Annotated in this window: 15 protein-coding genes; 7 read left to right on the top strand and 8 right to left on the bottom strand. The window is 39.2% G+C overall.

Annotation, left to right across the window (positions count from 1 at the left end; genetic code table 11):
• Positions 1 to 928: 928 nt before the first annotated feature.
• The gene (locus tag LEP1GSC195_RS08385) at positions 929 to 2161 is read left to right on the top strand and encodes an adenylate/guanylate cyclase domain-containing protein (protein WP_015682727.1); all 1233 of its coding nucleotides are present in this window, start codon (positions 929 to 931) and stop codon (positions 2159 to 2161) included.
• Positions 2162 to 2387: 226 nt separating this feature from the next.
• Here the strand turns inward: LEP1GSC195_RS08385 and LEP1GSC195_RS08380 are convergent, their stop codons facing one another.
• The 3 genes from LEP1GSC195_RS08380 to LEP1GSC195_RS08370 all read right to left on the bottom strand — a co-directional run bounded on the left by LEP1GSC195_RS08380 (position 2388) and on the right by LEP1GSC195_RS08370 (position 5559).
• A complete protein-coding gene (locus tag LEP1GSC195_RS08380; RefSeq protein WP_232227739.1) occupies positions 2388 to 3374 on the bottom strand; it encodes a hypothetical protein in 987 nt (328 codons plus the stop codon).
• Positions 3375 to 4386: 1012 nt separating this feature from the next.
• Entirely contained in the window at positions 4387 to 4695 is a 309-nt protein-coding gene (locus LEP1GSC195_RS08375) for an antibiotic biosynthesis monooxygenase family protein (protein WP_015680905.1), read from the bottom strand.
• A gap of 90 nt (positions 4696 to 4785) precedes the next feature.
• Positions 4786 to 5559 (bottom strand): helix-turn-helix transcriptional regulator, encoded by a 774-nt coding sequence (locus LEP1GSC195_RS08370; protein WP_015682712.1) that lies wholly within the window; start codon positions 5557 to 5559, stop codon positions 4786 to 4788.
• 221 nt (positions 5560 to 5780) lie between these two features.
• Here LEP1GSC195_RS08370 and LEP1GSC195_RS08365 point away from each other — a divergent pair, with 221 nt between their 5' ends.
• From LEP1GSC195_RS08365 to LEP1GSC195_RS08355, 3 genes are all read left to right on the top strand, one after another.
• Complete coding sequence (locus LEP1GSC195_RS08365) at positions 5781 to 7046, top strand: NHL repeat-containing protein (protein ID WP_015682166.1); 1266 nt, start codon at positions 5781 to 5783, stop codon at positions 7044 to 7046.
• Between the two features lie 66 nt (positions 7047 to 7112).
• Positions 7113 to 8003 carry an LBF_1199 family protein gene (locus LEP1GSC195_RS08360; protein WP_015681200.1) on the top strand — a complete coding sequence of 297 codons (891 nt, stop codon included), beginning with the start codon at positions 7113 to 7115 and terminating at the stop codon, positions 8001 to 8003.
• A gap of 147 nt (positions 8004 to 8150) precedes the next feature.
• Entirely contained in the window at positions 8151 to 9128 is a 978-nt protein-coding gene (locus LEP1GSC195_RS08355; protein ID WP_015682292.1) for an LBF_1199 family protein, read from the top strand.
• On the opposite strand, the gene LEP1GSC195_RS08350 is transcribed toward LEP1GSC195_RS08355, so the two are convergent.
• From LEP1GSC195_RS08350 to LEP1GSC195_RS08330, 5 genes are read right to left on the bottom strand one after another with little or no spacing between them, the layout of a single operon-like run.
• Positions 9095 to 11476: a TonB-dependent receptor family protein gene (locus LEP1GSC195_RS08350; RefSeq protein WP_015682046.1), complete on the bottom strand. Its 2382-nt coding sequence runs from the start codon at positions 11474 to 11476 to the stop codon at positions 9095 to 9097. The genes LEP1GSC195_RS08355 and LEP1GSC195_RS08350 overlap by 34 nt on opposite strands.
• Positions 11473 to 12786 carry an HTTM domain-containing protein gene (locus tag LEP1GSC195_RS08345; RefSeq protein ID WP_015680516.1) on the bottom strand — a complete coding sequence of 438 codons (1314 nt, stop codon included), beginning with the start codon at positions 12784 to 12786 and terminating at the stop codon, positions 11473 to 11475. Before LEP1GSC195_RS08345 ends, LEP1GSC195_RS08350 begins: the two co-directional genes overlap by 4 nt.
• Positions 12776 to 13912 (bottom strand): imelysin family protein, encoded by a 1137-nt coding sequence (locus LEP1GSC195_RS08340; RefSeq protein ID WP_040506571.1) that lies wholly within the window; start codon positions 13910 to 13912, stop codon positions 12776 to 12778. Before LEP1GSC195_RS08340 ends, LEP1GSC195_RS08345 begins: the two co-directional genes overlap by 11 nt.
• Positions 13909 to 15435 (bottom strand): di-heme oxidoreductase family protein, encoded by a 1527-nt coding sequence (locus LEP1GSC195_RS08335; protein ID WP_015681774.1) that lies wholly within the window; start codon positions 15433 to 15435, stop codon positions 13909 to 13911. The genes LEP1GSC195_RS08340 and LEP1GSC195_RS08335 overlap by 4 nt, the downstream gene beginning before the upstream one ends.
• A gap of 14 nt (positions 15436 to 15449) precedes the next feature.
• Positions 15450 to 16727 carry an imelysin family protein gene (locus LEP1GSC195_RS08330; protein ID WP_015680833.1) on the bottom strand — a complete coding sequence of 426 codons (1278 nt, stop codon included), beginning with the start codon at positions 16725 to 16727 and terminating at the stop codon, positions 15450 to 15452.
• Between the two features lie 227 nt (positions 16728 to 16954).
• Between LEP1GSC195_RS08330 and LEP1GSC195_RS08325 the strand changes: the two genes are divergently transcribed.
• The 3 genes from LEP1GSC195_RS08325 (at position 16955) to LEP1GSC195_RS08315 (ending at position 20958) form a co-directional block, all read left to right on the top strand.
• A complete protein-coding gene (locus LEP1GSC195_RS08325; protein ID WP_015681638.1) occupies positions 16955 to 18250 on the top strand; it encodes a hypothetical protein in 1296 nt (431 codons plus the stop codon).
• Positions 18251 to 18261: 11 nt separating this feature from the next.
• Entirely contained in the window at positions 18262 to 18939 is a 678-nt protein-coding gene (locus LEP1GSC195_RS08320; RefSeq protein ID WP_015682350.1) for a hypothetical protein, read from the top strand.
• Between the two features lie 189 nt (positions 18940 to 19128).
• The gene (locus LEP1GSC195_RS08315) at positions 19129 to 20958 is read left to right on the top strand and encodes an RCC1 domain-containing protein (protein ID WP_015680568.1); all 1830 of its coding nucleotides are present in this window, start codon (positions 19129 to 19131) and stop codon (positions 20956 to 20958) included.
• The last annotated feature ends 26 nt before the right edge of the window (positions 20959 to 20984 follow it).

Raw genomic sequence — 20984 nt, 5'->3', positions numbered from 1 at the left:
TTGTCTAAGATGAAAAAAATCTTCGCTATGTTCTTTTATCAAGTATGCTGATTTATTCCGCAGCTACTTGCAATCCCAAGTCGGATAACAATGATTCTATTTCTTTGGTTATGCTGGGGGCTTTGGCTTCTGCCATGATCGAAGGTGAGGACTTAAGTTGTCAAAATGAAACACTCAATTGGAACCGACGAACTCCGGCAAGTGCAAACTATTGCAGCTGTTTCATCGGACACACTACAGCTTCAATTAGAGTGATGACTGCTAGTTGCGAATAACCATAAACTGATTGTGAAGCGAGTGATTTTTAAAACCGAAATTTAAAGAAACGATCTTTTCTTTTTTTGAAAGATAAAATAGAATCGTCTTTCAGTATGTCGTATCTGCATAATTTACCCATTTCGTAAAAGGATGGGCTTTCACCTTCCTTTTACCACATAGGAATTATCTAAGGGGTTTCCAGGATCAGATCCCCATATATAGAAGTAAGGCCCGGAATCTCCCACGAAATACTCATAATGGGAATTCAGTCTGCTTAACGGCGATTGTATTTTACACGAAAAATCACAAAATATGAGACATAATCAAAACGCGAATCTACAAACCCCCGCCCGAGTTAGGGTGGAGGGGTGTGGCTCGTGGGAAGGTGGCAAATTTCCCTCTAACACAAATCCACTCCTTCCAAAACAAACTTTCCAATTCCCGAAAATTTATTCCCAAAATGTTCGTGGTTTGGCTGCGGATAGGATTCTAGTGAGCGAAAAAAGTAGAACCAATGATCATTGGTATTGATAGAAGCTGTGAGAATTATGGAATCAGCCGAGATTCGAATGGGATTTTTTTTGGGATGCGGAATTCGATTTGGAAAAAATAAAAATTCGGAACAGACACAGGGTTAGAATTTTTGATACTTACCGAGGTGGAGAAATAAATGAAACAATCATTAGTTGAAGAGATTCTGATTTCCAGAGAGATGAAAAACGAAAAAACAGTGGCACTTGTTCGATTTGTATTATTTTCACTCACATCCAGCATGGATTTTTTATCATATTTTGGTTTGATCAGTTATACAATTGTAACTCCAAGTTTCATCACATTAACATTAGATTTTATATTTCTCTTGTTTGCTAGTATCGTACTGTTTATCGTAAATTTTTTTCCTTATCAACCGTACTTAAAATTTTTCACAATAACCTTGGATTATTTTATTATAGGGCTTATGATCTTTTTAGATCCGACAATCCAAAAGGAAAATGGTCTAATCTACTTTATTGCGATGACTAGTGCAATTTTTATTTACCAGTTCAACTTATTGAGACATTCAAAGGCAGGCACAATTTATGGAGCTTTTTTGGCTTTTGTTTATTTTCTGGTCATCTCAATCGGGTTAGGGGAAGGCTATCCATTCGATATTGTTCCAATGATGATTGGACTCGGAATGATCCTTGGAGTCGGTTATGTGACAACTGTTTCGAATATCGAAATGGTGAAAGAGGCCAATGCAAAACAAATGATGGAAAGATACCTTCCATCGCAACTAGTGAGTGAGTTTTACAAAAATAAAGTTCAGCTAGAACCAGGTGGAGAAAATAAGGAAGTGACCATTCTTTTTTCTGATATACGATCCTTTACTAAATTTTCAGAACTAAGGTCTGCAGAAGAAGTAGTTCAATTTTTAAACGAATATTTATCTCGAATGACAGATGTGATTTTTAAATTTAATGGGACCATTGATAAATTTATCGGTGATGCAATTATGACTGTATTTGGTGCTCCTTTCAAAAATGATGATGATGCGCTTCGTGCAGTGAAAACAGCCGTGGAAATGATTCGTGAACTGTCCAAACTAAATCAAAAGATGGATCTCACTAAAGACAATTTACAAGTTGGCATTGGAATCCACACGGGGGATGCGATCGTTGGAAATATCGGTTCTGATCGACGATTGGATTATACTGTGATAGGTGACAATGTGAATTTAGCTTCTCGAATCGAAGGATTGACAAAACATTACGGGTGTTCTATTCTCATATCAGAGACCACATTCGGACAAATTGAAGGTAAATATACAAGTCAAGATGGTTTTGAGGTTCGAGAAATTGATCGAGTGATCGTAAAAGGGAAATCAAAAGCAATTTTAGTCTATGAGGTAGTTGTTTTGTAATTGATAAACAGCGAATCGCTGTTCTCTCCTGGGAAGTCTTTGGATAAGACAAATTGTACGCGAGAGGGATAGTAATGGCGCGTTAGCGGTCGCTATGCGACCGAAGCCCTGGATAGCCCGACCCCAAATTATGAGTTGAATTGCTGTTTAGCAATAAATGAAGTCTTTGATACAAACTAAATTTTTGGGGACTCGCCCAAAATCACTGTTAACTTGCAAACCTCGCTTACTCAATGGATGTTTTTGGAGTATGGAGATTTTTGAACATAGCCCGTAATGCAAAACTGATTACGATAAGCTGAATGGGTATAAAAACCATGTCCCATTGATTTTGTGTTAGATTGCTGAGATAGGGTCCTTTGAGTTCGAACGGGGGAAGAACCGGATACCGTGCAAGCACCGTCAGAGTTGTGACTACGAGTGTGTCTGCAAAACCAAAATAATAGTTGAGAACGTAGCGCTTTTTGTGCAAGCGATAGAGGACAAACATGATGAAAAGACTCATAGGTTCAAGGAGCAGGTATTGTAAACTATCAAAGGTTGGCAGCGATAGGAGTGCAAGACGATAAGCAGCGTGACAATAGACCCATTGTAATGGTGAGGATCTAAAGATAAAAAATCTGCGATCAAATAGGGTTGTCTGAAAACGTTCTTTTGCCATTTCCTGAAGCAACCAGACGAGGAGAGTAAGACATACAATGCGGCTCAGAAGCCCGCGATAGGTGTCGCCACCGGGAGTAAAAACCATTACAAAGATATTAGCCACCACAGCAAAGTTGATATAATGGGAAAACCAAAGCAGGAACCTTTGCTGTCTATCTTCAGAAAAACTAGAAAAGGCAAGCACGGCTCCCAAGCCAAGAGGCAGTAGAAGCATGAGCTTGATAAAACCCATGATTTCAATAGGATCATGGTGTGGATCACAGGTAAATTGAATACCAGCTAACATTGCAAAGACCATCGTTAGCATAAAAAGAATGGTTTGGCGAAAACTTGCCAGGTAGCAAACAAGAGCTACAGCTAGAATGGTAATTGCGCTGTTCCAAAGGAGTAAAGTGAGATCTATGCCCTGTTCGCTATTCATAATTAAAAAACTGTGGCCTGAATGATTTTCTTGAGATCGGTAATGCGTGGAGCCAATTTTTCTTTGTGAACATACTTTTTCTGGCTCATCGTGGAGGATTTTGGCAAAAGTTTTCCAAAGGTTCGCCACTTAGGAAAGCCTTTCACCTTTCGTCCAAGTCCCAAATCCAAACCTGAAGTTCCCAATTCGCGACAGATTGCCCATGATAGGGAGTCTGTTGGCTTAAAGGCGACTAAATTTTTCGCGATTCGATAAGTTGACTCGTTTTCTTCGACATTTATCTTTCCATAATAAACATGGAAGACTTATGGTTCTCTTTTCCTAAAGAAGGAGTATCCTTTTTACTTATTTATTTTTTTCGATAACAAGAGAGACAAAGCCTAATTCAACCAATCTCCAAAGAAATTCATTCTGAGATTACTGAAGGATTTTAATCAGAGCTTTCCGTCGTTAAGGTCGGGTGTAACGCATACCAAATAGGAAAATCTCGAGAGAGATAGTAGGTTTGCGGTAGCGGTCGCTTTGCGATCATAACCCTGAATAGCTAAGACCCCCATATTAACTAAAATTTTTTATGAATCAAAAACTAAATTAGATTCACCATTCTGAGTTTGGGAACTCGTCCCGACTTGTCCTAAAGAGGGTGAAGTCACATAATATTTTCCGTATGAAAATATTATAGGGATTTGTATTTCAGAAAGTCTCACCTCCTTTTATCAAGGAAACCAATTACCTTTCACTTGAGATTGTTGTCTCTCTATGTTGTATATTGTAAAAGTTGGCCAGAAGCTGAAACAACCATTGGCACTTTTAAACCTCGCATCGGGGATGTTAGGGTGGAGGGAAGTGGTTAGGGCATGAAAAGAAATCGCGAAGGAGACATAATTTGGGCGTGAATTCACAAACCCCCGCCCGAGTTTGGGTGGAGGGGTGTGGCTCGTGGGCAGTTGCGAAAATCCCCTATACCACAATTTCCTAACTCAAACAAGAACCTTCCCAAACCCCCCGATTTTCTTTCAAAAGTTTTCATCTTTGCGCAATCTATCTGCAGATACAAGACATCGGAATTTCGGAACCTTATCGGACAGCGCGAGTAGAAACCGGCAATACTCTCGTTCAAAGCCTCATTTTTCAATTATGGTTATAAAACCCTTTCGTAAATTTCCCGTTCTACCTGAATTGAATGGCGAGCCAAAAATTCAGGCATAACAAATCCTTGTTTTTGGTATTCAGAAAAAACCAATGCCTTGGCATTTTCTAAACTGGTTTGGTCTTTCCAAGTGGCTACGGTGACAAATTGGATGTTTCCGTTTTTTTCACAAATGTAGGCTTCATCTCCTAAAAATCCATCTATGGTTTTGATAAAGTCACGATTGACTTTCACTCGTTCTAAAAAAGCTTCTTTTGATTCTTTGGGTAAATTGAATCGATCGATAAGAATTTGGTTCATAGTATCCTTTTAATTTCTAAAGTTTGTTTATAGATAGGATACAATAGAGTTGAGATTTAAAATTGTAAAAAATCAGAAAATGAGATCTGGTTACCAATTTTGCGGGTGTTGGAAATAAACTTTTGGCGAAATGCCAGTATAGAGTTTAAATTCTTTGTTGAAATGGGATTGGTCAAAGTAACCAGCAACGTTAGCAATGTCTGTTAAGTTAGTTTTTCCCGAATAAGACGTTATCGCTGACCGTAATCTCAAAAGATTTGAGTAGTGTTTTAAAGTAGTACCTATCGAATCTTTAAATTTCTTTTCTAAGGAATCTAAGCTGATCGGTAAACCTTGTTTTAAATCTTTGATTTTAATATTTCCATTTGATTTCTGTATCTTAAAAAGAGTTTGTCGAAGGATAGGATCTAACATTCTTTCCTTTCGATTTTGTAGTAAAAAATTCTCGATTAAGGAAATTCGCCCAATGTTATTTTTACAATCAAACAGTTGTTCTTCGGTATTTTGGAGTATTAGTTTAGGAATTAATCCTTCTAAGCTAAGTGTTTTCCCATAGAAGTCTGAAATGGGTTCCTTAAAAAATGCACAAGCACCAATCTCTGTAAGGATAACAAGTAGGGCGGATGAGTTTTTGGAATAGATAATTTTTCTTGCAGATTTTCTAAAACCCGCAATGCCAGCACGAGGTAAATCATAAAGGGTATTTGATTCCAAAGAACGGAGAGTCCCTCTTAGTTGAAATGATAATACAAGATGGGGGTTTGGTAGAATCTGGTTTTCGATTCCATTCTCCGACTCGATGATCAGATATTTTTGCACATAAGGGAGTAGTTCTGGGGAGGGGAAATAACTCTGGATTTTCATAGGTAAGCGTTTGTTTCTGAACTGACTCTGTTTAAAATATATTCTATTCAACTACAACAGCAACTAGTTTTTTTATGAATTATCGTTGGCTACGAATCTAAAATGTAATTGGATCTCCCCAATATATTTTAGTTCTATGTTTTCAATCTTTAGTAAATTTCTTTCGTTTGACAAATTATAGGTTCCTCTCTATTCTCATTCGGGGAAAGAGTTAAGCCGGATTGAAACACTATCTTACATCAGTTTTATTTGTCTCTTTACTCTCAATTAGTAGTCTGATTGTATCCTGTAAATTTCCAAACTTAGGAAATGGTTGTGATCCAAAATCGGAGTCTTTTCGGGATTTTTACTTAGCACGGATTCTCGTCGATGATGATAGAGAGTATTGTGGTTCCATTGCACCGAATCGGTCTATTTGCGAAATGGATCCATTGGCTATCATCCAACCTAGGCGTTGGAAGTATGTCTCGGCGGAACTAAGTAAACAGGCTTTACTCGGATCTAATGGAGTCAGTTTCACTACGTTTACTCCTTCCTATACGGGCACGGCAAAATGGTTAGGCGGAGTTCTTGCCGATGATCAAAAAATCTACTCTATACCGTATAACCAATCCGATATTCTTGTCATTGATCCAACCACCAACGTTGCTTCTGGTTTCCCTACAGGGGTCAGCGGATTGGCACAATGGGAAGGTGCTGTGCTTGCACCGAATGGCAAAATTTATTCCATTCCAAGAGATGCTAGTCAAATCCTTGTAATCAATCCGACAACAAATCAAAGTTATATGATTCCATCTCCGGAAACTGGCGTTAATAAGTGGAGAGGTGGGGTGCTCGCATCCAATGGTTTGATTTATGGAATCCCCAATAGTTCTAATAAAATTCTTGTGATTGACCCACAAACAGACAAAGTACGAACCATCCCATCTCCTCTGGGACTTGGGAATATGTGGGAAGGGGGTGTTCTTGCACCTAACGGAAAGATCTATGCGTTCCCAGTTGATATCGATTTTATTTTTGTCCTAGACCCTTTTTCAGAAAGAAGTTATGTGATCCCTTCTCCAAATACAGGATCAGGGAAGTGGAGGCACGGGGTCGTTGCACCTAACGGTAAAATCTTTGCCATTCCATCCAATGCAGCAGATTTTTTGATTATTGACCCCAATACTGATTCGATAAATTTGTGGGCATCACCCGTCGTAAATACTGCAAAATGGCGTGGTGGTATGTTAGCTGCCGATGGCAAAATATATACAATCCCTGCGGATATCAATGAATTCATCTCTTTTGACCCCAACACTCTAACATCCACCACTTATAACCCTGGCCTTTCTGGGGGAAACAAGTGGGGAGATGGAGTTTTAGCACCTAACGGGAAGATATATACAATTCCACATACAATTGATCAAATTTTAGTCATCGATCCCGGTACTAATGGTAAGATCTGTGGCAATTTGTTACGAAGTAGTTACTGGAATGTTTATTAATATGATCAAAATTGAATCTTTCTAAAATTCAATTGACACTCCCTCCAAACCGCATACAACATAAACATGCGATGGAAGGCATCTGAATTTTGGAAAAATGCATCTCCTAATGAATTATTAGATTTCTTCCAGTCTATCGAACAAGGATCAGATCTGAAATCTTTGGCTGACCATATGTTAGCAGAAGAAGAGTTTTGCGATTTGGTATTCGAGTATTTATGGCTTCTTCGCTCCGAAGAAGGTTCTAAACGGTTTTTGAATGACGATAACTTAACGCCGGAACTTCTAATGAAGTTTATTTATTTTGGGTATGGTAAACAGTTTTTGTCGGGTAACTTCGATTCCAATGCCTATTTTTTGCAAATCAGATCTTTATTTGATTCCGCACAGAGTTTGCGGATATTGTCTCTCGCTGAAGAAATGGACCGCGATCCTACACTAAAGATCCATCTTTTATCAAATTTGGATCCACAAACTTGGGAAGCCTATTTTGATATATTAGAAGGAAAGAATATGACAATGCAGGCTTTATTAGGAATATTCTCTAACCTTCGCGAAAATGAAATTCGTAAAATACTTTTGAACAGTCACACACTGTATTATTATTTACGTATGATGATGGTGTCAGGTATCAAAAAAAGTGTGGATCAAACTCCGAAGGAAATGGAAAATCGGGTTCGATTGGAATCAATTTTGGATTCCATCCATGTATGGGAAACATTCTGCCAAGGATTGGGCGAAAGATTCGATTTTAAATCGGAAGCAAATTTATCGCCGAACAAACGAGATCCAGATCGCTTGTCTTTAGTGCTACGAGAATTAAAGAAACTTCCGGCTCAGGACAGAGGTGATGTTTTGGTTTACATGCGTGGAAATGGGGCCGTATTGGATGTGTGGGAGGAGACAACGATTTTGTCCGCACTTGGTAATTTTGACCGTGTAGGAAAATACTTCTAAATCCAATCATTCTTAGATTTCCTTTCGTACTTGCCCTTGTGTTTTTTCGATATCTCTATATTTTCTCTAATTATATAGCTAATTTGAAATTCAATTTTGTATAATCTATAGTTTCTTTCGTCTTCTTCTATGGGTTGAAGATCGCAAATGCAAGTATTGGTTTATGATTATTGGAAAAAAAGTTCCCCTCAACATGCTAAAGATTCTTTTGAGTTTCTTTTATCTGCTCCTTATCTTCAAGACTATTTAGAAATTCTTTTTGAAGTGGATGAGTTAGTTGAGTATTTCTGTAGTTATTGTTGGATACTTAGAGAGGAAGATGTTTTAAAAGAGTTAATCAATCATCAATCCATGCCTTCGAATTTAATTTGCAAAGCTATTTATTACGGTTTTGGAAAGTATCTCAAAACAGAAAATATCACTCCAGATTATTATTTTTCGATATGGGCCAAGATTATTAATTCAGAGAAAAGTTTAGAGTTATTGCTTTCCGAACCTCTCGTGGGAAAGGATGTGACTTTTCAATTAAACTTACTCAGTAATTTGAATGCAAAACAATGGGAGCAATATTTTGAGTCTTCGGGAACAACGGAGCAAAATACCGAATCTTTCCTTCGTATATTTGAGAAAATTGATTCCATTCATTGCAAACGTTTGTTATATCGAAATCCGAATTTGTATCAATACTTGCGGATGTTGGTTGTGTTTGATCAAAAAGATTCTGTTCCCGGTTTTTTGTTTCAATTGGAAAATAATCTAAAGACAATTCACCGATGGGAGGAATATGCAAATAATAAACTAAAGGAATTTTCCCCTAAAGAGGAAAGAGAAAAGTCGCCAAGTCGTCGAAATGTCGATCGGTTAGCAGATGTTCTAAGAGATGGCCTCTTTATTGCGGATGATTCTGATCGATTGGACTTTATCGAATATTTGATGATACGTGAAGTCATTGTTGACGAACAAGAAATGGACATTATTCGCCAATATGTAGGGTTAGCAGATTCAAACTCAAATTTTGAAACTAAATTTTCGTCTATACTGTATGGTTCTCTCGATTTACCTAAAACAAAAATTGTTGGTATTCTGGAAGATCATAGTTCCAGTGTGAATCCGACATTGATTTGACGAAACGGACCAGGTTGGATGCCAGTTGGTAGTCTTCCTGAAACATATTGTTTGTCCTGAATGTTTTTTGCGTTAATGAACACAGACCATTTATCAGGGGAACGATATCCTAAACTGGTATTCCATAGTTCCACTTTTGGTATGATTCCTTTATTACCATCTTCTGATTCGTCTTTTGTGTTTAGTAAATCTGAATATTGTTTTCCAATATATTGGTATTCTAATCGACCATAGTATCCTTGCGGAGATGAAACACTTACTGCAGTAGTGATTGTTTCTTTCGGTACGTAAGGTAGATAATTACCTGTTGTATCAGTAGGTAAATATTGGTAATTATTGACCGTATATGCTGGTAAAAAATCTACAATCTCTTTTCCGTCACTGGTTTGTGACACAGGAAATGGATTAAAACTTCTTGTTTTTGCTTCAATACGAGAGTATATTAGTTCGATGGGAACTCTCCATTCTGACTTTTGCATTTTCGCCGGATCCCAAACAATGACAGATTCTCCTCCAGTATGGGTCGAATAACCGGTATTTGCTGGTCTAATTCCATATTCTCCACCTACCTCATTTACGTTAATGATTTGGTCTCGAAAATACATTTTGTATCCAACAAGTTCTGTATACAAATAGGAAGTAAGATCACCCCTGATTCCCGTTTCATAGTTTGTGGATGTTTCTGGTTTTAGGCGGTAATCATTACCTTGCGGGCTGAATGAGGTTCCAAACGTAGGTGGTGAAAAACCTTTGTGAGCACCTGAAAACCATATAAATTTTTTAGTAATGTCATAGGTAATTCCAAGTCCAGGTAAAATGATATGAGTTCTCGATTCACTAGAACTTCGGCGATTTACGGATACATCATTCGGTAAAACTGCACCTAATCTGTAGTCTTCGGCGGTTGCTTGTCTTCGTGTTGTAATGGCCTTTTGTCTTACCTCTTCATAACGCACACCTGGTATTAATTTCCAGTTTTCTGAAAGTTGGATTCGATCCTGGAAGTAAGCTGCAAAGGCTTCAATCTTACGTTCTTGTCTGTTTAGATTGAAGTTAGGAAGGGAAGGTTGCACTAGATTGTTTACCAAAGAATCTTCTTGAATGATTGCTTTGGACAGATAACCCAAAGGATCATCGGTCTTTTTTACATTGGTTTGTGTTAAATTATTTTCCCCGTGCATTCGAACACCAATGTCTGTTTCATGTTTCAGTCCAAAGGTAGAAAATTTTGATTCCAGTTTGGTTTCTATTCCACCCACCATAAAGGATTGATCACGACTTGTATAGGAATCTCGCATATAAATGGTATCACCCGGACGATTTCCAATAATACCTGGCGAATAGGTGCGGAGTGTATCTAAGGGAGCATTTAGATATCCACCTGTAGCGGTTTTTCCAGATAAAAAATCTTGGCGGGCCCAATTTCTTTCTGCTTGAGAAAAATATCCACGAATGATAAGCGTATGTTCCTCAGATAGTTTCCAATTATGAGAAATAATGGATTGGTTTCTATTTAATTGTTTTTCATCAAATTCAGCAGGATTGATTTTCGGATCTAACCGAAACAATCCTTGAGATAAACCTAAATAAGTAGACTGTGCATTTTGCACATGATACCCTAGTTTAATCGTTGTGCTATGGTTTTCATTCCAGTCTTGAATCCATTTGACATTGCCCTCGGTAACATCAAAGTTTTGATAATTTCGAAATCCATTTCCTTGTTTTCTCAATAATGATACTTCGAAAGCGCTTGATCCAAAACTTTTTCCATAGGAATTATAAGTCGAGAGGTAACCATTTTCTCCTCCTACGTTTTTTGTATAGAAGGTGGATTCAGCTGGCGGACGTTTGGTGACAAAGTTGACAATCCCTCCAATTGTATTGGGTCCATATAAAATAGATCCAGAACCTTTGATAATTTCAATCCTTTCCATTCTTTCAATGGAAGGTGAATAGTAACTTTCCGGTTGGCCATAAGGAGAGAGAGATGTTAAAATTCCATCTTCTAAGATTAGAGTTTTCCTCGACTCTTCGTTACTCACACCCCTAAAACCAATGTTTGGTGTGAGACCTGCAGCATCTTGGAACCGAACACTAGCACCGGGAGACCTCCTGAGTGCTTCCACCGGATCTGTGGGGGAAGCTTCTTCGAGGTATTTTTTGTCGATAATGTATGCAGATCCTGGGATTTTTTTTAGGTCTTCTTTTTTATTCCCTATGACGTGAATCCCTTCATTTTTTTGAGGTTTTGATTCCTGTTCCTCTGTATTGTTTTGGGAAAGGATTTCTATGCTGCCCGAGAGCATTAGAAAGAATAGAACGAATGCGCGTAAGTATCGAAAATTCATCGAATGAGTCCTTTTAAGGGATAGAAATTTACATTGATCTTAGTGAGATCTTCGTTAGGTGAGAATAAGGGGCGAGCTGGTTTACCATTGATAGAAACATTTGACTGAACATAGACAGATACATCCTTTGTTCCCGACTTTTCAAATTCCTTTTGCTGTAAGTATTTCGCAAATTGAAGGATATGTTCAGGTTGGATGGTCATCATTCTATATTGGTAATCTGTGAGTATTTCTTTTGGGTCTATGGGTTTGTTTTGAATCCAGAAGACTGCTGAACCAACTTTGTCTGCAACCATCACTTGCCAAGAATATTTGATAGCTTCTTCAGTCCAAATCACTTGCCCAGGATAGAATACATGTCTAAATGGAATTGTGACCTGTAACGTAAGATAGGTGATTAAAAGATATTCTTTGAAGCCGAAATGAACGGTTTTAGTTTTTGGGATTACTTCGTTTGAAAGTTTCGTTTTATTTTTTAGAATTTTATTGGTTAGAAAAAGTGGCCAGTCTGGTGCAAAAAAGATCAGAGAAGAAAGGCTCATCACAATGGGGAATATTCCAATGGGAAACAAAAACGATGTAAAGGAATGGAAAAAAAGAACAACAAACCATGCCGGAAACCGAAACTTTTTTGTGCACAGTAAAAATGGAATTGATAAATCAAATATGACGCCAATCCAAGAGAAAGCAAATGCAGTAACAGGAAGACCCAGAATAGGATCTAGTAGGGGGAATTTTCCTTCTGATTGATACAACCAAAGTTTTAGTGGAAGTGCTTCGAATAACCAATCTGGTTGGAGTTTTGCGATCCCTCCAAAAAAATACACAAGACCCATTTGTAAACGAAATGCATACAACCAAAGTTTAGGAATGGGTTTTGCATTTTGTATCCAACCTCGCCATTGGAAGGTTGGGTAGTTGGATTTGCTAACAGGTGATAACCATAACAAAAAACCGAGAAGAGAGACCAAATAATAATGATTCAAATAAATAGTTGCATCTGAAAAATGAAACCATGTAAATCCAATCGTAAATACAAATAGATTGATTCTTAAACAATATCCTAGGAAAATTCCAAATGCCGTAATAAGTAAAATCCCAAATAAAAGATAAGTGAATATAGGTGGTAGTGGATGAATCCAATCCCAACCAAAATGTTTGAAGAAAAATGTGGGTTTGATAAAATAAGTATGAATCCACCCATAATAGAAATATCTAAAGATTAGAATGGTTGTTGCAAATCCGTATCCAATTCTAAAAAAATGAAGCGAAAGCGAAGAAACAGGTTGTAATAAATGTTTAATCGCCATCGTTCGAACTAACTCCGATGGTTCCACCCAGCGAACTGATCACTTCTGTGCTAATCAATATTCTAAGTTTTTTAAATTCGGTTAACATAAGTTCCACGTCACTATTGCCAGTAGTAATCGCATTTTGGAACGTTCCATATTTTGATTTTAAAGAGGTAACAGATGCTGTTGTGACTCGAATTTGTTCTTTTAGTCTTGGAACAACTGTTTCGCTTCGAAGTCCGAGAAATTTATAAAATCCCGCTTCTCCAATATCGGAAAAACCTTGAAGGCTTTGTAAAAGAGAATCCAAAGACAAATTTGCATAAGGTGTTTCCACCTTGGTGATATCTTTTACACCTAAGTTGGTTGCTCGTAATCCAGAAGGTTCTGCAATTTTTATATCAACAATGGTGTTACAGAAAAATACCATTTGGTTTGTGATTTCAGTGAGCCCGTCTTTCGTATTGGGATAGTCGCGACTGCCTTTTCCGGCATTCGTAAAGGAAAAATAGAAAGAAGAACTTCTTGATTTATCCCATTGAAAAGTTAGCAGGCCTGTTTGGTTTTTTATATCTTGGATGAGCTTTGTTAAGTAAGTTCTTCGGTTAACATCAGCAAAAGCTGTGTTAGTTGTGCTGACATTATCCTTGAAAAGTAAATATTCTACTGCGTCCAAACCATCCACCCGTAATCCATTCGGTGCTAAGTTTGATGTGATTTTCGATTCAATGGACGTTGGGTCGATAGGGAAGGCTCTGGAAAAACTATCCAAGTATAAATAGACATTATTAGGGATGTTAGCCGGCCCAAAATATGCCCACTCAATTTGTTTGTAGGCTAAATAAGTTTCGGTCCAAGCATTCCTAACTAAAGTTAAGTTGGTGGCATCAGGGTTTGCGGTATAGGTTGCAGCTGCCGTCTGTAACGACAAAACTTTATTATCTAAGTTTGTATACTTGGGGATGATTAAATTATTTGAAATATCTAATAACAGGTTTGAGGTTGTATATGTTCTTAGATAAGTATCGACCAATCCGAGGATTTGTGCTTTTTTAGAAGCATTGTCCGAAGGGCTTCCGCAGTTCAATAACAGTATATAGAAACCATAAACTAGAAATTTTGTGTAAAGTTTACTTGGTTTCATAGTGATTTTAGGAAACTAATTACCTTGGCCCGAGACTCTTTCGGTAACTGTTTGTATTTGTTTTTAATTTGTTCTGCTTCGCCGCCGTGCCATAGAATTGCTTCTTGGACACCCCTTGCCCTTCCATCATGTAACAGAAGTTCGTGGCCATTGACTCGTTCAACAAGACCAAGTCCCCAAAGTGGAGTGGTTCTCCATTCATTCCCTGTTGCCAAAAAATCGGAACGGAAGTCACTAAGTCCATCTCCCATATCATGTAAGAGTAAGTCGGTATATGGTCTAATTTCCTGGTTGGCAACTTCACTAATCGTATGGTCTCCCGTTTTAATTCTAGGAATGTGGCAGGAAGAACAACCGATTTCTATAAACAATTCTTTTCCTTTTTTTACGTCATCGTTTTTCCAATTCCTTCTTCCGGGAACACTCACTAAACTTGTATAGAAAGTCACTCGAGATAAACGATCACTTGAAATTTCTGGATTAGTTCCATTTCCAGTAGGACTTGCCGTACAAACAGTTTGTCCTGTAGCACAGTTTTCCGATGGAAAAACGGGGGTGGTGAGTCCAATATCCCCAAGAAAGGCACTGGCATTTTGATGATTCAAATTGGGTTGGTTTGCCTTCCATCCGAACCTTCCGATAAATGCTTTTGCCTGGGTTGTATCCCAAACAAGGTTTGGTTTTCCGGACACTCCGTCACCATTGGAGTCTGATACATCAGCAAAAGATCGAATGGTTGATTCAGGAATGGCTTCGAGTAACCCAAGGCCTGGAACCATAGGCGCAGTTCGTGGCGAAATGTAGTAAGTGCCGGCAGCATTGTTTATTGGGTGATAAGGTTGTCCAGGATTTGCTACATTGATTTGGGTGGCACCACCACCGACATTCCAAGTGATCGCATAACTTGGCTTACGTAGTGAGTAAGTTTCTCCATCGGGAAAACTCCCTGCCTCTTCTGTGTAAGTGATGGTAACAGTTCCTTCTTTGGGGATTTGTGTTCCCGTTCCGAATTCCAAAATTCCTTCAGTATTCAGTTGGGTCCCAAAATTGGTCATAGCAACGGGGCCTCCCGTAGTCGGGTTTGTGCCGGCAGCACTCAATCGAATGAGCATAGAAGATAGGCTTGTTCCATCAGCCGGCGGTCTACCTCTTCCATCTTTAACATGGCAACCTTGGCAAGAGCGATTGTTAAATACAGGCCCAAGTCCAGCGACAGAAGAATTTCCAGCAGGGAGCCAGGTGCGATTGAAGTTAGCGTTTCCATCTTGGAAGTCGATGGAGCGTTTTGAATCAACCACATTGGCGGCTTCTAAATCAAAGGCAGACTCTGTTGAGTCAAAGGTGGTAGTTTCTCCACCACTGTATTGTTCACAGGGATCATTTAAAAAATCTCCCGAAGAACAGGAGGAAGAGGATAAAATGGCAGCAAGGATTAGGGCAGTAGTGGCGTCATCATTCGATTTTTTTTTGCAATTGATAACGAGAAAGAAAATCGTCAGTAGGATAAGGTGTTTTGATTTCATTTTTATATATTTTTCTATTGAAGAACTAAACCGTCATCTCCAATGGAGAATCCAAAATTAGCAGCAGACCTTTGGAGAGCTTTTGCAATTTCTTGAACCGCTGGTTGGATATCATATCGGAAAATTTTATAGTCCGCACTTTGTGTCGAATTGACCGTCGCAATCATTGTATCAAAACGACTCGCTATGATGGAACTGTTACAAGTTTGATTTAAGGAAACCGTCTCTTGGAATTCATTTAGGCAAAATCGTTCTGCTGTGACAATCCGTTCACCGATGTAATTTGACTCACCACCTAGTAAATTTTTTAACCCATAACCGCTAATGGTTTTAGAACCAGTATAAGAACCATGAAATAGATTATCCAATCCTTTGGCATCATAGTAAAAATCAGCTTTGGTATTGTCGGAGAAACACGAATGTTCTTCTTCCTGTTCACCACCAAACACTCCGGTCATCCTTTCGCCACCCCATTCGCCACCAGAAAATCTGGCAATCCCACGAATGATATTTTCAAAGGATGTGGAACTTGCTTTGAACTTGGAAACATAGGAAGTGGAATGCGAAGGATCCCAAGCATTCTTTAACTGAAGGAGATGAGATTCCAGAATTTCTGTGGCATACAATAGATAAGCAGACCGTTTTGCAGCGGCACTTCCGCTTCCATTGGCTGTAGCAAAGTTAGCATCCGTAATGGATGTTCCCGGTGTTGTATTGCCAGCTGTATCAGCTCCCCATAGCAGATATTCAATGGCATGCCAACCCACAGAAATATTTTTTGCTGTATCACCATCGGGGCAAGTTCCACCAGTACACTCTCCTCCGTTGGCATCAATTAACCCTTGTTTCGTGATTGCGTTTGCAAGAATCACTGTATCAATGTACCCTTCATCTAAGGGCCAAGCATTCATAAGTGGTTCCAATTCCACTCCGTTTGTCAGTGCTGGGTTGTCGATGGGGCCTTTGCTAAAACGAAAGACTTCCGTTTGTAAATAACTACGTCTGGCCTTTCTCCATTCCGTTCTTGCTGCCAGTAGATTAGCCGCAGTTGGGGTGGTTGTGAGGGCAGTTACCTTATCTCGGAGGGCCACCACATCTGTATAGGCATCACTATAGTTTTGGAAGGCAATTTGAGAGTAGGTATCTAAAAATGCCGACTGGCTTGGAGCATTTGCCGCTAGGGCTAAGGCCGCCGCCAATAGATTTTTCTCAGAATCATCGGTTTTGGGAGTACATTCACTCAGCAAAAGGCCGAGGGCTAGTACGGAGGTAAGAATTCGCATCGATATCATTGAGGGAAGTTCTCCTTGCGAATGAGATTAGTTCTCATTATTGTTTAAACAACGTTCTTCGAGGCTCTTTTCCCGGCAAATGGTTTTATTTAGGTTTTGGTTGATATATATCAGGAACCGAATTTCTGATCATTCAATGAACTTCGTTCAAAAAATCTCAGTGGTTCGGAAATAAATTATTTGACACTCGTTCAAAAAGCCACAAATCTATGGCAATTGTTTAAAATATGTTAAAAATGTTTCGATTGGGAGGAAATATGAACGCAAATAAAATATTCGGGCTAGCATTGTCCTTGGTTTTCGCAGGGTCTCTCTCTGCACAAACCCAAAGCCAAATGTTCCAACGTGTGGGTGCCGTAGGGGATTCCCTGAGCCAAGGTTTCTTTGGTGTTACGGTTGAGAAAAAAACACAAGACTGGGCTTATCCCGTTCTTGTCAGTAAACAAGCAGGAGCTTCTATCTCTTACAATGTTCTGAAAGGACCATTCGTAAACCTTGAAGATGTACTCAAGTGGGATTGCGGTATTTTCTGTATCGCTGAGAGTATCATCGGTGGAAATGCATCTACTGTATCTTTGCCAACACATGCAGGGATTACCGGAGCAGAATACACAACTCTTCTCAAAACTTCAGGTAAGTGTGAAGACATCAATGCTACCAAACAAGCCAAAGAATGGTACTGGGCAAAATGGTATTGGTATACTTACCGTTGGGTGACTGTTGCTGATTGTCAAGAACCAGACAAGTTCCATAGATTTGGACTTCGTGATGCGGGAACACAAGCACAAGTTATGGAAAAAGTAAAACCAACCTTCCTATTTGGATCGGCTGGAGCAAACCACGTTCTTTGTACTGCACTTCATACATCCACTGACTGTTTGGATGAAACTAGATTTAAAAGAGACATTCGTGAATTTTTCCGTAGAATGTCTGTTATGGGGAGTTTACAAGGGGGAGTTCTATTTACAGTTCCCAACGTAACTGCGATTGCTTTCCTTGAAAAATATAACGATCCAAATGGACGTGCAAACTACACTGGACTCAAAGCATTCTTTAGAAATTCCGTTTCCGATCCGAATCAAGTTCTTGATGCAAGTGAGATCGCTACTATTTCTACTTTCTTAAATATGTTAAACAACGAAATCAAAGCACAAGCTGCTACTATGCGTTTTGCAGTAGCCGATTTGCGTGTGATTTTTGATGATTTAAAAGAAAATGGAAGACCTATTCGTAGTGCTGATGGTTGGTCTCCAGGAAACGCAAGAGCTAATTGGCCACTTCCCAACCAACCGGGAGTTTTTGGTTTAGATGGTGTTCACCCTAACATGTATGGACATTCTCTCTTTGCAAATGAATTGATCAAAGCGATTAATACTCGTTATGGATATTCAATTCCGCAAGTAAGTGAATACACTGCTTGGTATTATGACACCCTTAATAGAAATCCAGTGGATTTGAAAAAATTCCTGACAGAAAATATCTTTGGTCAGGCGATTTCTTGGGTAGTGTCAATCTTTACATAAGAGGTTAAACGATGAGTAAACGGTTTATAGGTATCATTTCGGTTTGTGGATTTCTGTTAGTATTGTTTTCCTTTGTTGTATGGAAGTTTTCTTCACATAAAACAAATAAACAGGCAGATGTCGTCGATTCCGATTTCGGGAATTCAGAAAGTCACGCTAAATCGTTGTTTGACGATCCAGAGTTTGCCGACGCTCCCAATCCAGAAGAATTGGAATTGGCACAGGCTGAGATACTTTGGCCGTTTGCTTTGGAGAAAAAACCAAATCGTAAGGAAGAGATCAAAGAAGAATGGAGAGATTTTGCGGCGAAATATCCAAAGAATTTCTACATTCCTCGTGAAATCAGAACCCGTATGTCGGAAGTGGAAGAAAAAGAACAACTCGAAATGTTAGATTCTTTTACTGCGATGGATGCAAGTTTTTCTGCATCCATTTCCAAAGAGAAATGGGCAGACAAACCTTCGGCAGAAGAGCCTGGAGCCAAGGAAAGACCCTCTGTAAAAACTCAAAAAGCCTACTTTGATTTTAAAATCAATGAGTTAGAGTCGAGAATTCAGATGGTTGAGTATTGGATGGAAAACAAACATCCCTCTGGGGAAGTAAAACAATCTGCCGAAAAAGACCTTAGTCTTTGGAAAAAGGAACTCGCGAGTTTAAAAGAAGTGAGAAGTCAGGTTCCTAATTCATAGTTATTTCCTTTTGCCATTCGGCCTTAGTTTCCGCCAAAGAGGACAGTTTGTCCTCTTTTTTTTGCCCATCCCCAAAACCTTCTTCTGTTAGAAATTTCTCTCTGTGCTTGACAGGAACAACGTTCAAAAAATAGATGAAAATGAGACTCGTTATCATCTATGGGTCTGACTCGAATAAGAAGAAAATCCATGAACAGAAACAGAAAAATCCTCAAAACATTCCTACTCATCGTGACCGTATTCGGCTTTCTTTCTCTTTGTAAACCAAAGTCGGAAGACACCAGTGGACTTGCTCTCCTAGGGTTTGTCCAAAATTCCTCAAACCTATCGGGAACACTTACGGATGGGGCAGGTAATCCTATTCCAAATGCCAGTTTGGAGCTGGAGGTGGCAGCCAGTTTCAAAAGTGCTTCCTCGAAAGCTCTTGCTACAACTACGGAAACGGGAACTTGGCAACTCCCTCTCGGAAATGGTACTTTTGATATTTCTGTGAAGGATAACACTGGTAAGTTGCTTGGAACATTTAAAATTGCCTCTTCGGAAAATTTGGAACCTTCCATTGAGGATATCTCTCACCTAACAGATACGATCTTTCTTGTTTCGCTGGCGAACCAACGAGATGTTGGGTCAAAGTTTGAAATTCTCTCACCAAAAGATGGAAGTATTATTAAAACTTATGATTTGGCTGTAAATGTCAAAACAACGGATTCTTTAACTTGTCAGGTTTTGCAAAACAAAATGGAGAAACAAAATTTCCAAGTAAATAAAGGCGAATCCAATCCATCGATTTCTATAAAACCATTATTAGGTGCCAATAAAATCCAAATCCATTGCAAAAATGAATCGGGAGTTTCTGCAAAGAAAACCATCCTCACTTATTTTGGAAATCGGATTACTGCTGGAGGATCTCACTCTGGTTATGTGGTGAATGGAAGTCTTTATACTTGGGGTAGAAATAATTATGGCCAATTGGGTTCTGGAACATCCACCGGAGACCTTACGAATCCTACAATTACCAAGTTATCAACGATCTCCAATGTATCCTCGATCGGGTTTAACCAAAACAACTCCCTAGCAATCACAGATGATGGAAGCGTTTGGACTTGGGGAGCTAATAGCAGTGGCCAATTAGGTATGGGAAATACAGGGGATTTACAGGCTTCTACTTCTGATGCCGGACCAAGAAACCCTCCTCGTAAAGTTCCTGGAATTAGTGGTGCTGTAATGGGAACTTATGGTTATGATCATGCTGTGGTTTTAAAATCAGATGGAACTGTTGTTACCTTTGGTTCTAACTCTGTTGGCCAATTGGGAAATGGAACTGGGGGAGCAGGAACTTATTCTGCAAATCCTGTAACTGTGACGGGGCTTCCTACCGACATCATTCAAGTCATTGCAGGATCAGAACATACTGCCGCCTTAACTAAGTCAGGTGATGTTTATGTTTGGGGTAGAGACCAATATGGAAACTTGGGGGATGGAACTTTGGGAACAGCCTCAGAAGTTAACTCGACTCCTAAAAAAGTTTTATCACTCTCAGGAATCATCCATATTGCAAACGGAAGAGACCATATACTCGCCTTAAAAAGTGACGGTACTGTTTACTCTTGGGGTCTAGCTGCCAGTGGTCAGTTAGGGACTGGTGGCAGTGGTTCACCAAGCCCTGTGGCAACGCCGACATTGGTGACTGGCCTTTATAATGTAGTTTCTGTTTGGGCCAATGGTACTCAAAGTTTTGCCATCTTAAGTGATGGGACTGTGAAAGGTTGGGGAGCCAACGCCAGCGGAAATTTAGGAACTGGTCTTACTACCCCTGCAAAACTTTATACACCAGGAGACATTGTTGTGGGTGTTAAAGATATCCAATACTTCGGGTGTGGGGCATTGCATAATTTTGCCATTCTCAAATCAGGATCATTGTATGGATGGGGTTGGAACTTCAAAGGTTCTGTTGGCCGATCGGATCTCCAAGAAACTTGGGCGGCAACAACACCAATTTTCCTCACGATTCCTAAGTAGTATTTATATTGGTTTAATTCATTTAG

Source organism: Leptospira wolbachii serovar Codice str. CDC, assembly GCF_000332515.2.
In the GTDB taxonomy this organism is placed as follows: Bacteria; Spirochaetota; Leptospiria; order Leptospirales; family Leptospiraceae; genus Leptospira_A; species Leptospira_A wolbachii.
This window is presented reverse-complemented; position numbering and strand designations above follow the sequence as displayed.

What these genes read in the sequence shown, in the direction of transcription:
- LEP1GSC195_RS08325 (WP_015681638.1), top strand. Translation starts at nt 16,955, where the DNA reads ATGTTAAAAATGTTTCGATTGGGAGGAAATATGAACGCAAATAAAATA.
- LEP1GSC195_RS08385 (WP_015682727.1), top strand. Translation starts at nt 929, where the DNA reads ATGAAACAATCATTAGTTGAAGAGATTCTGATTTCCAGAGAGATGAAA.
- LEP1GSC195_RS08350 (WP_015682046.1), bottom strand. Translation starts at nt 11,476, where the DNA reads ATGAATTTTCGATACTTACGCGCATTCGTTCTATTCTTTCTAATGCTC.
- LEP1GSC195_RS08330 (WP_015680833.1), bottom strand. Translation starts at nt 16,727, where the DNA reads ATGATATCGATGCGAATTCTTACCTCCGTACTAGCCCTCGGCCTTTTG.
- LEP1GSC195_RS08320 (WP_015682350.1), top strand. Translation starts at nt 18,262, where the DNA reads ATGAGTAAACGGTTTATAGGTATCATTTCGGTTTGTGGATTTCTGTTA.
- LEP1GSC195_RS08375 (WP_015680905.1), bottom strand. Translation starts at nt 4,695, where the DNA reads ATGAACCAAATTCTTATCGATCGATTCAATTTACCCAAAGAATCAAAA.
- LEP1GSC195_RS08370 (WP_015682712.1), bottom strand. Translation starts at nt 5,559, where the DNA reads ATGAAAATCCAGAGTTATTTCCCCTCCCCAGAACTACTCCCTTATGTG.
- LEP1GSC195_RS08315 (WP_015680568.1), top strand. Translation starts at nt 19,129, where the DNA reads ATGAACAGAAACAGAAAAATCCTCAAAACATTCCTACTCATCGTGACC.
- LEP1GSC195_RS08360 (WP_015681200.1), top strand. Translation starts at nt 7,113, where the DNA reads ATGCGATGGAAGGCATCTGAATTTTGGAAAAATGCATCTCCTAATGAA.
- LEP1GSC195_RS08345 (WP_015680516.1), bottom strand. Translation starts at nt 12,786, where the DNA reads ATGGCGATTAAACATTTATTACAACCTGTTTCTTCGCTTTCGCTTCAT.
- LEP1GSC195_RS08355 (WP_015682292.1), top strand. Translation starts at nt 8,151, where the DNA reads ATGCAAGTATTGGTTTATGATTATTGGAAAAAAAGTTCCCCTCAACAT.
- LEP1GSC195_RS08335 (WP_015681774.1), bottom strand. Translation starts at nt 15,435, where the DNA reads ATGAAATCAAAACACCTTATCCTACTGACGATTTTCTTTCTCGTTATC.
- LEP1GSC195_RS08340 (WP_040506571.1), bottom strand. Translation starts at nt 13,912, where the DNA reads ATGAAACCAAGTAAACTTTACACAAAATTTCTAGTTTATGGTTTCTAT.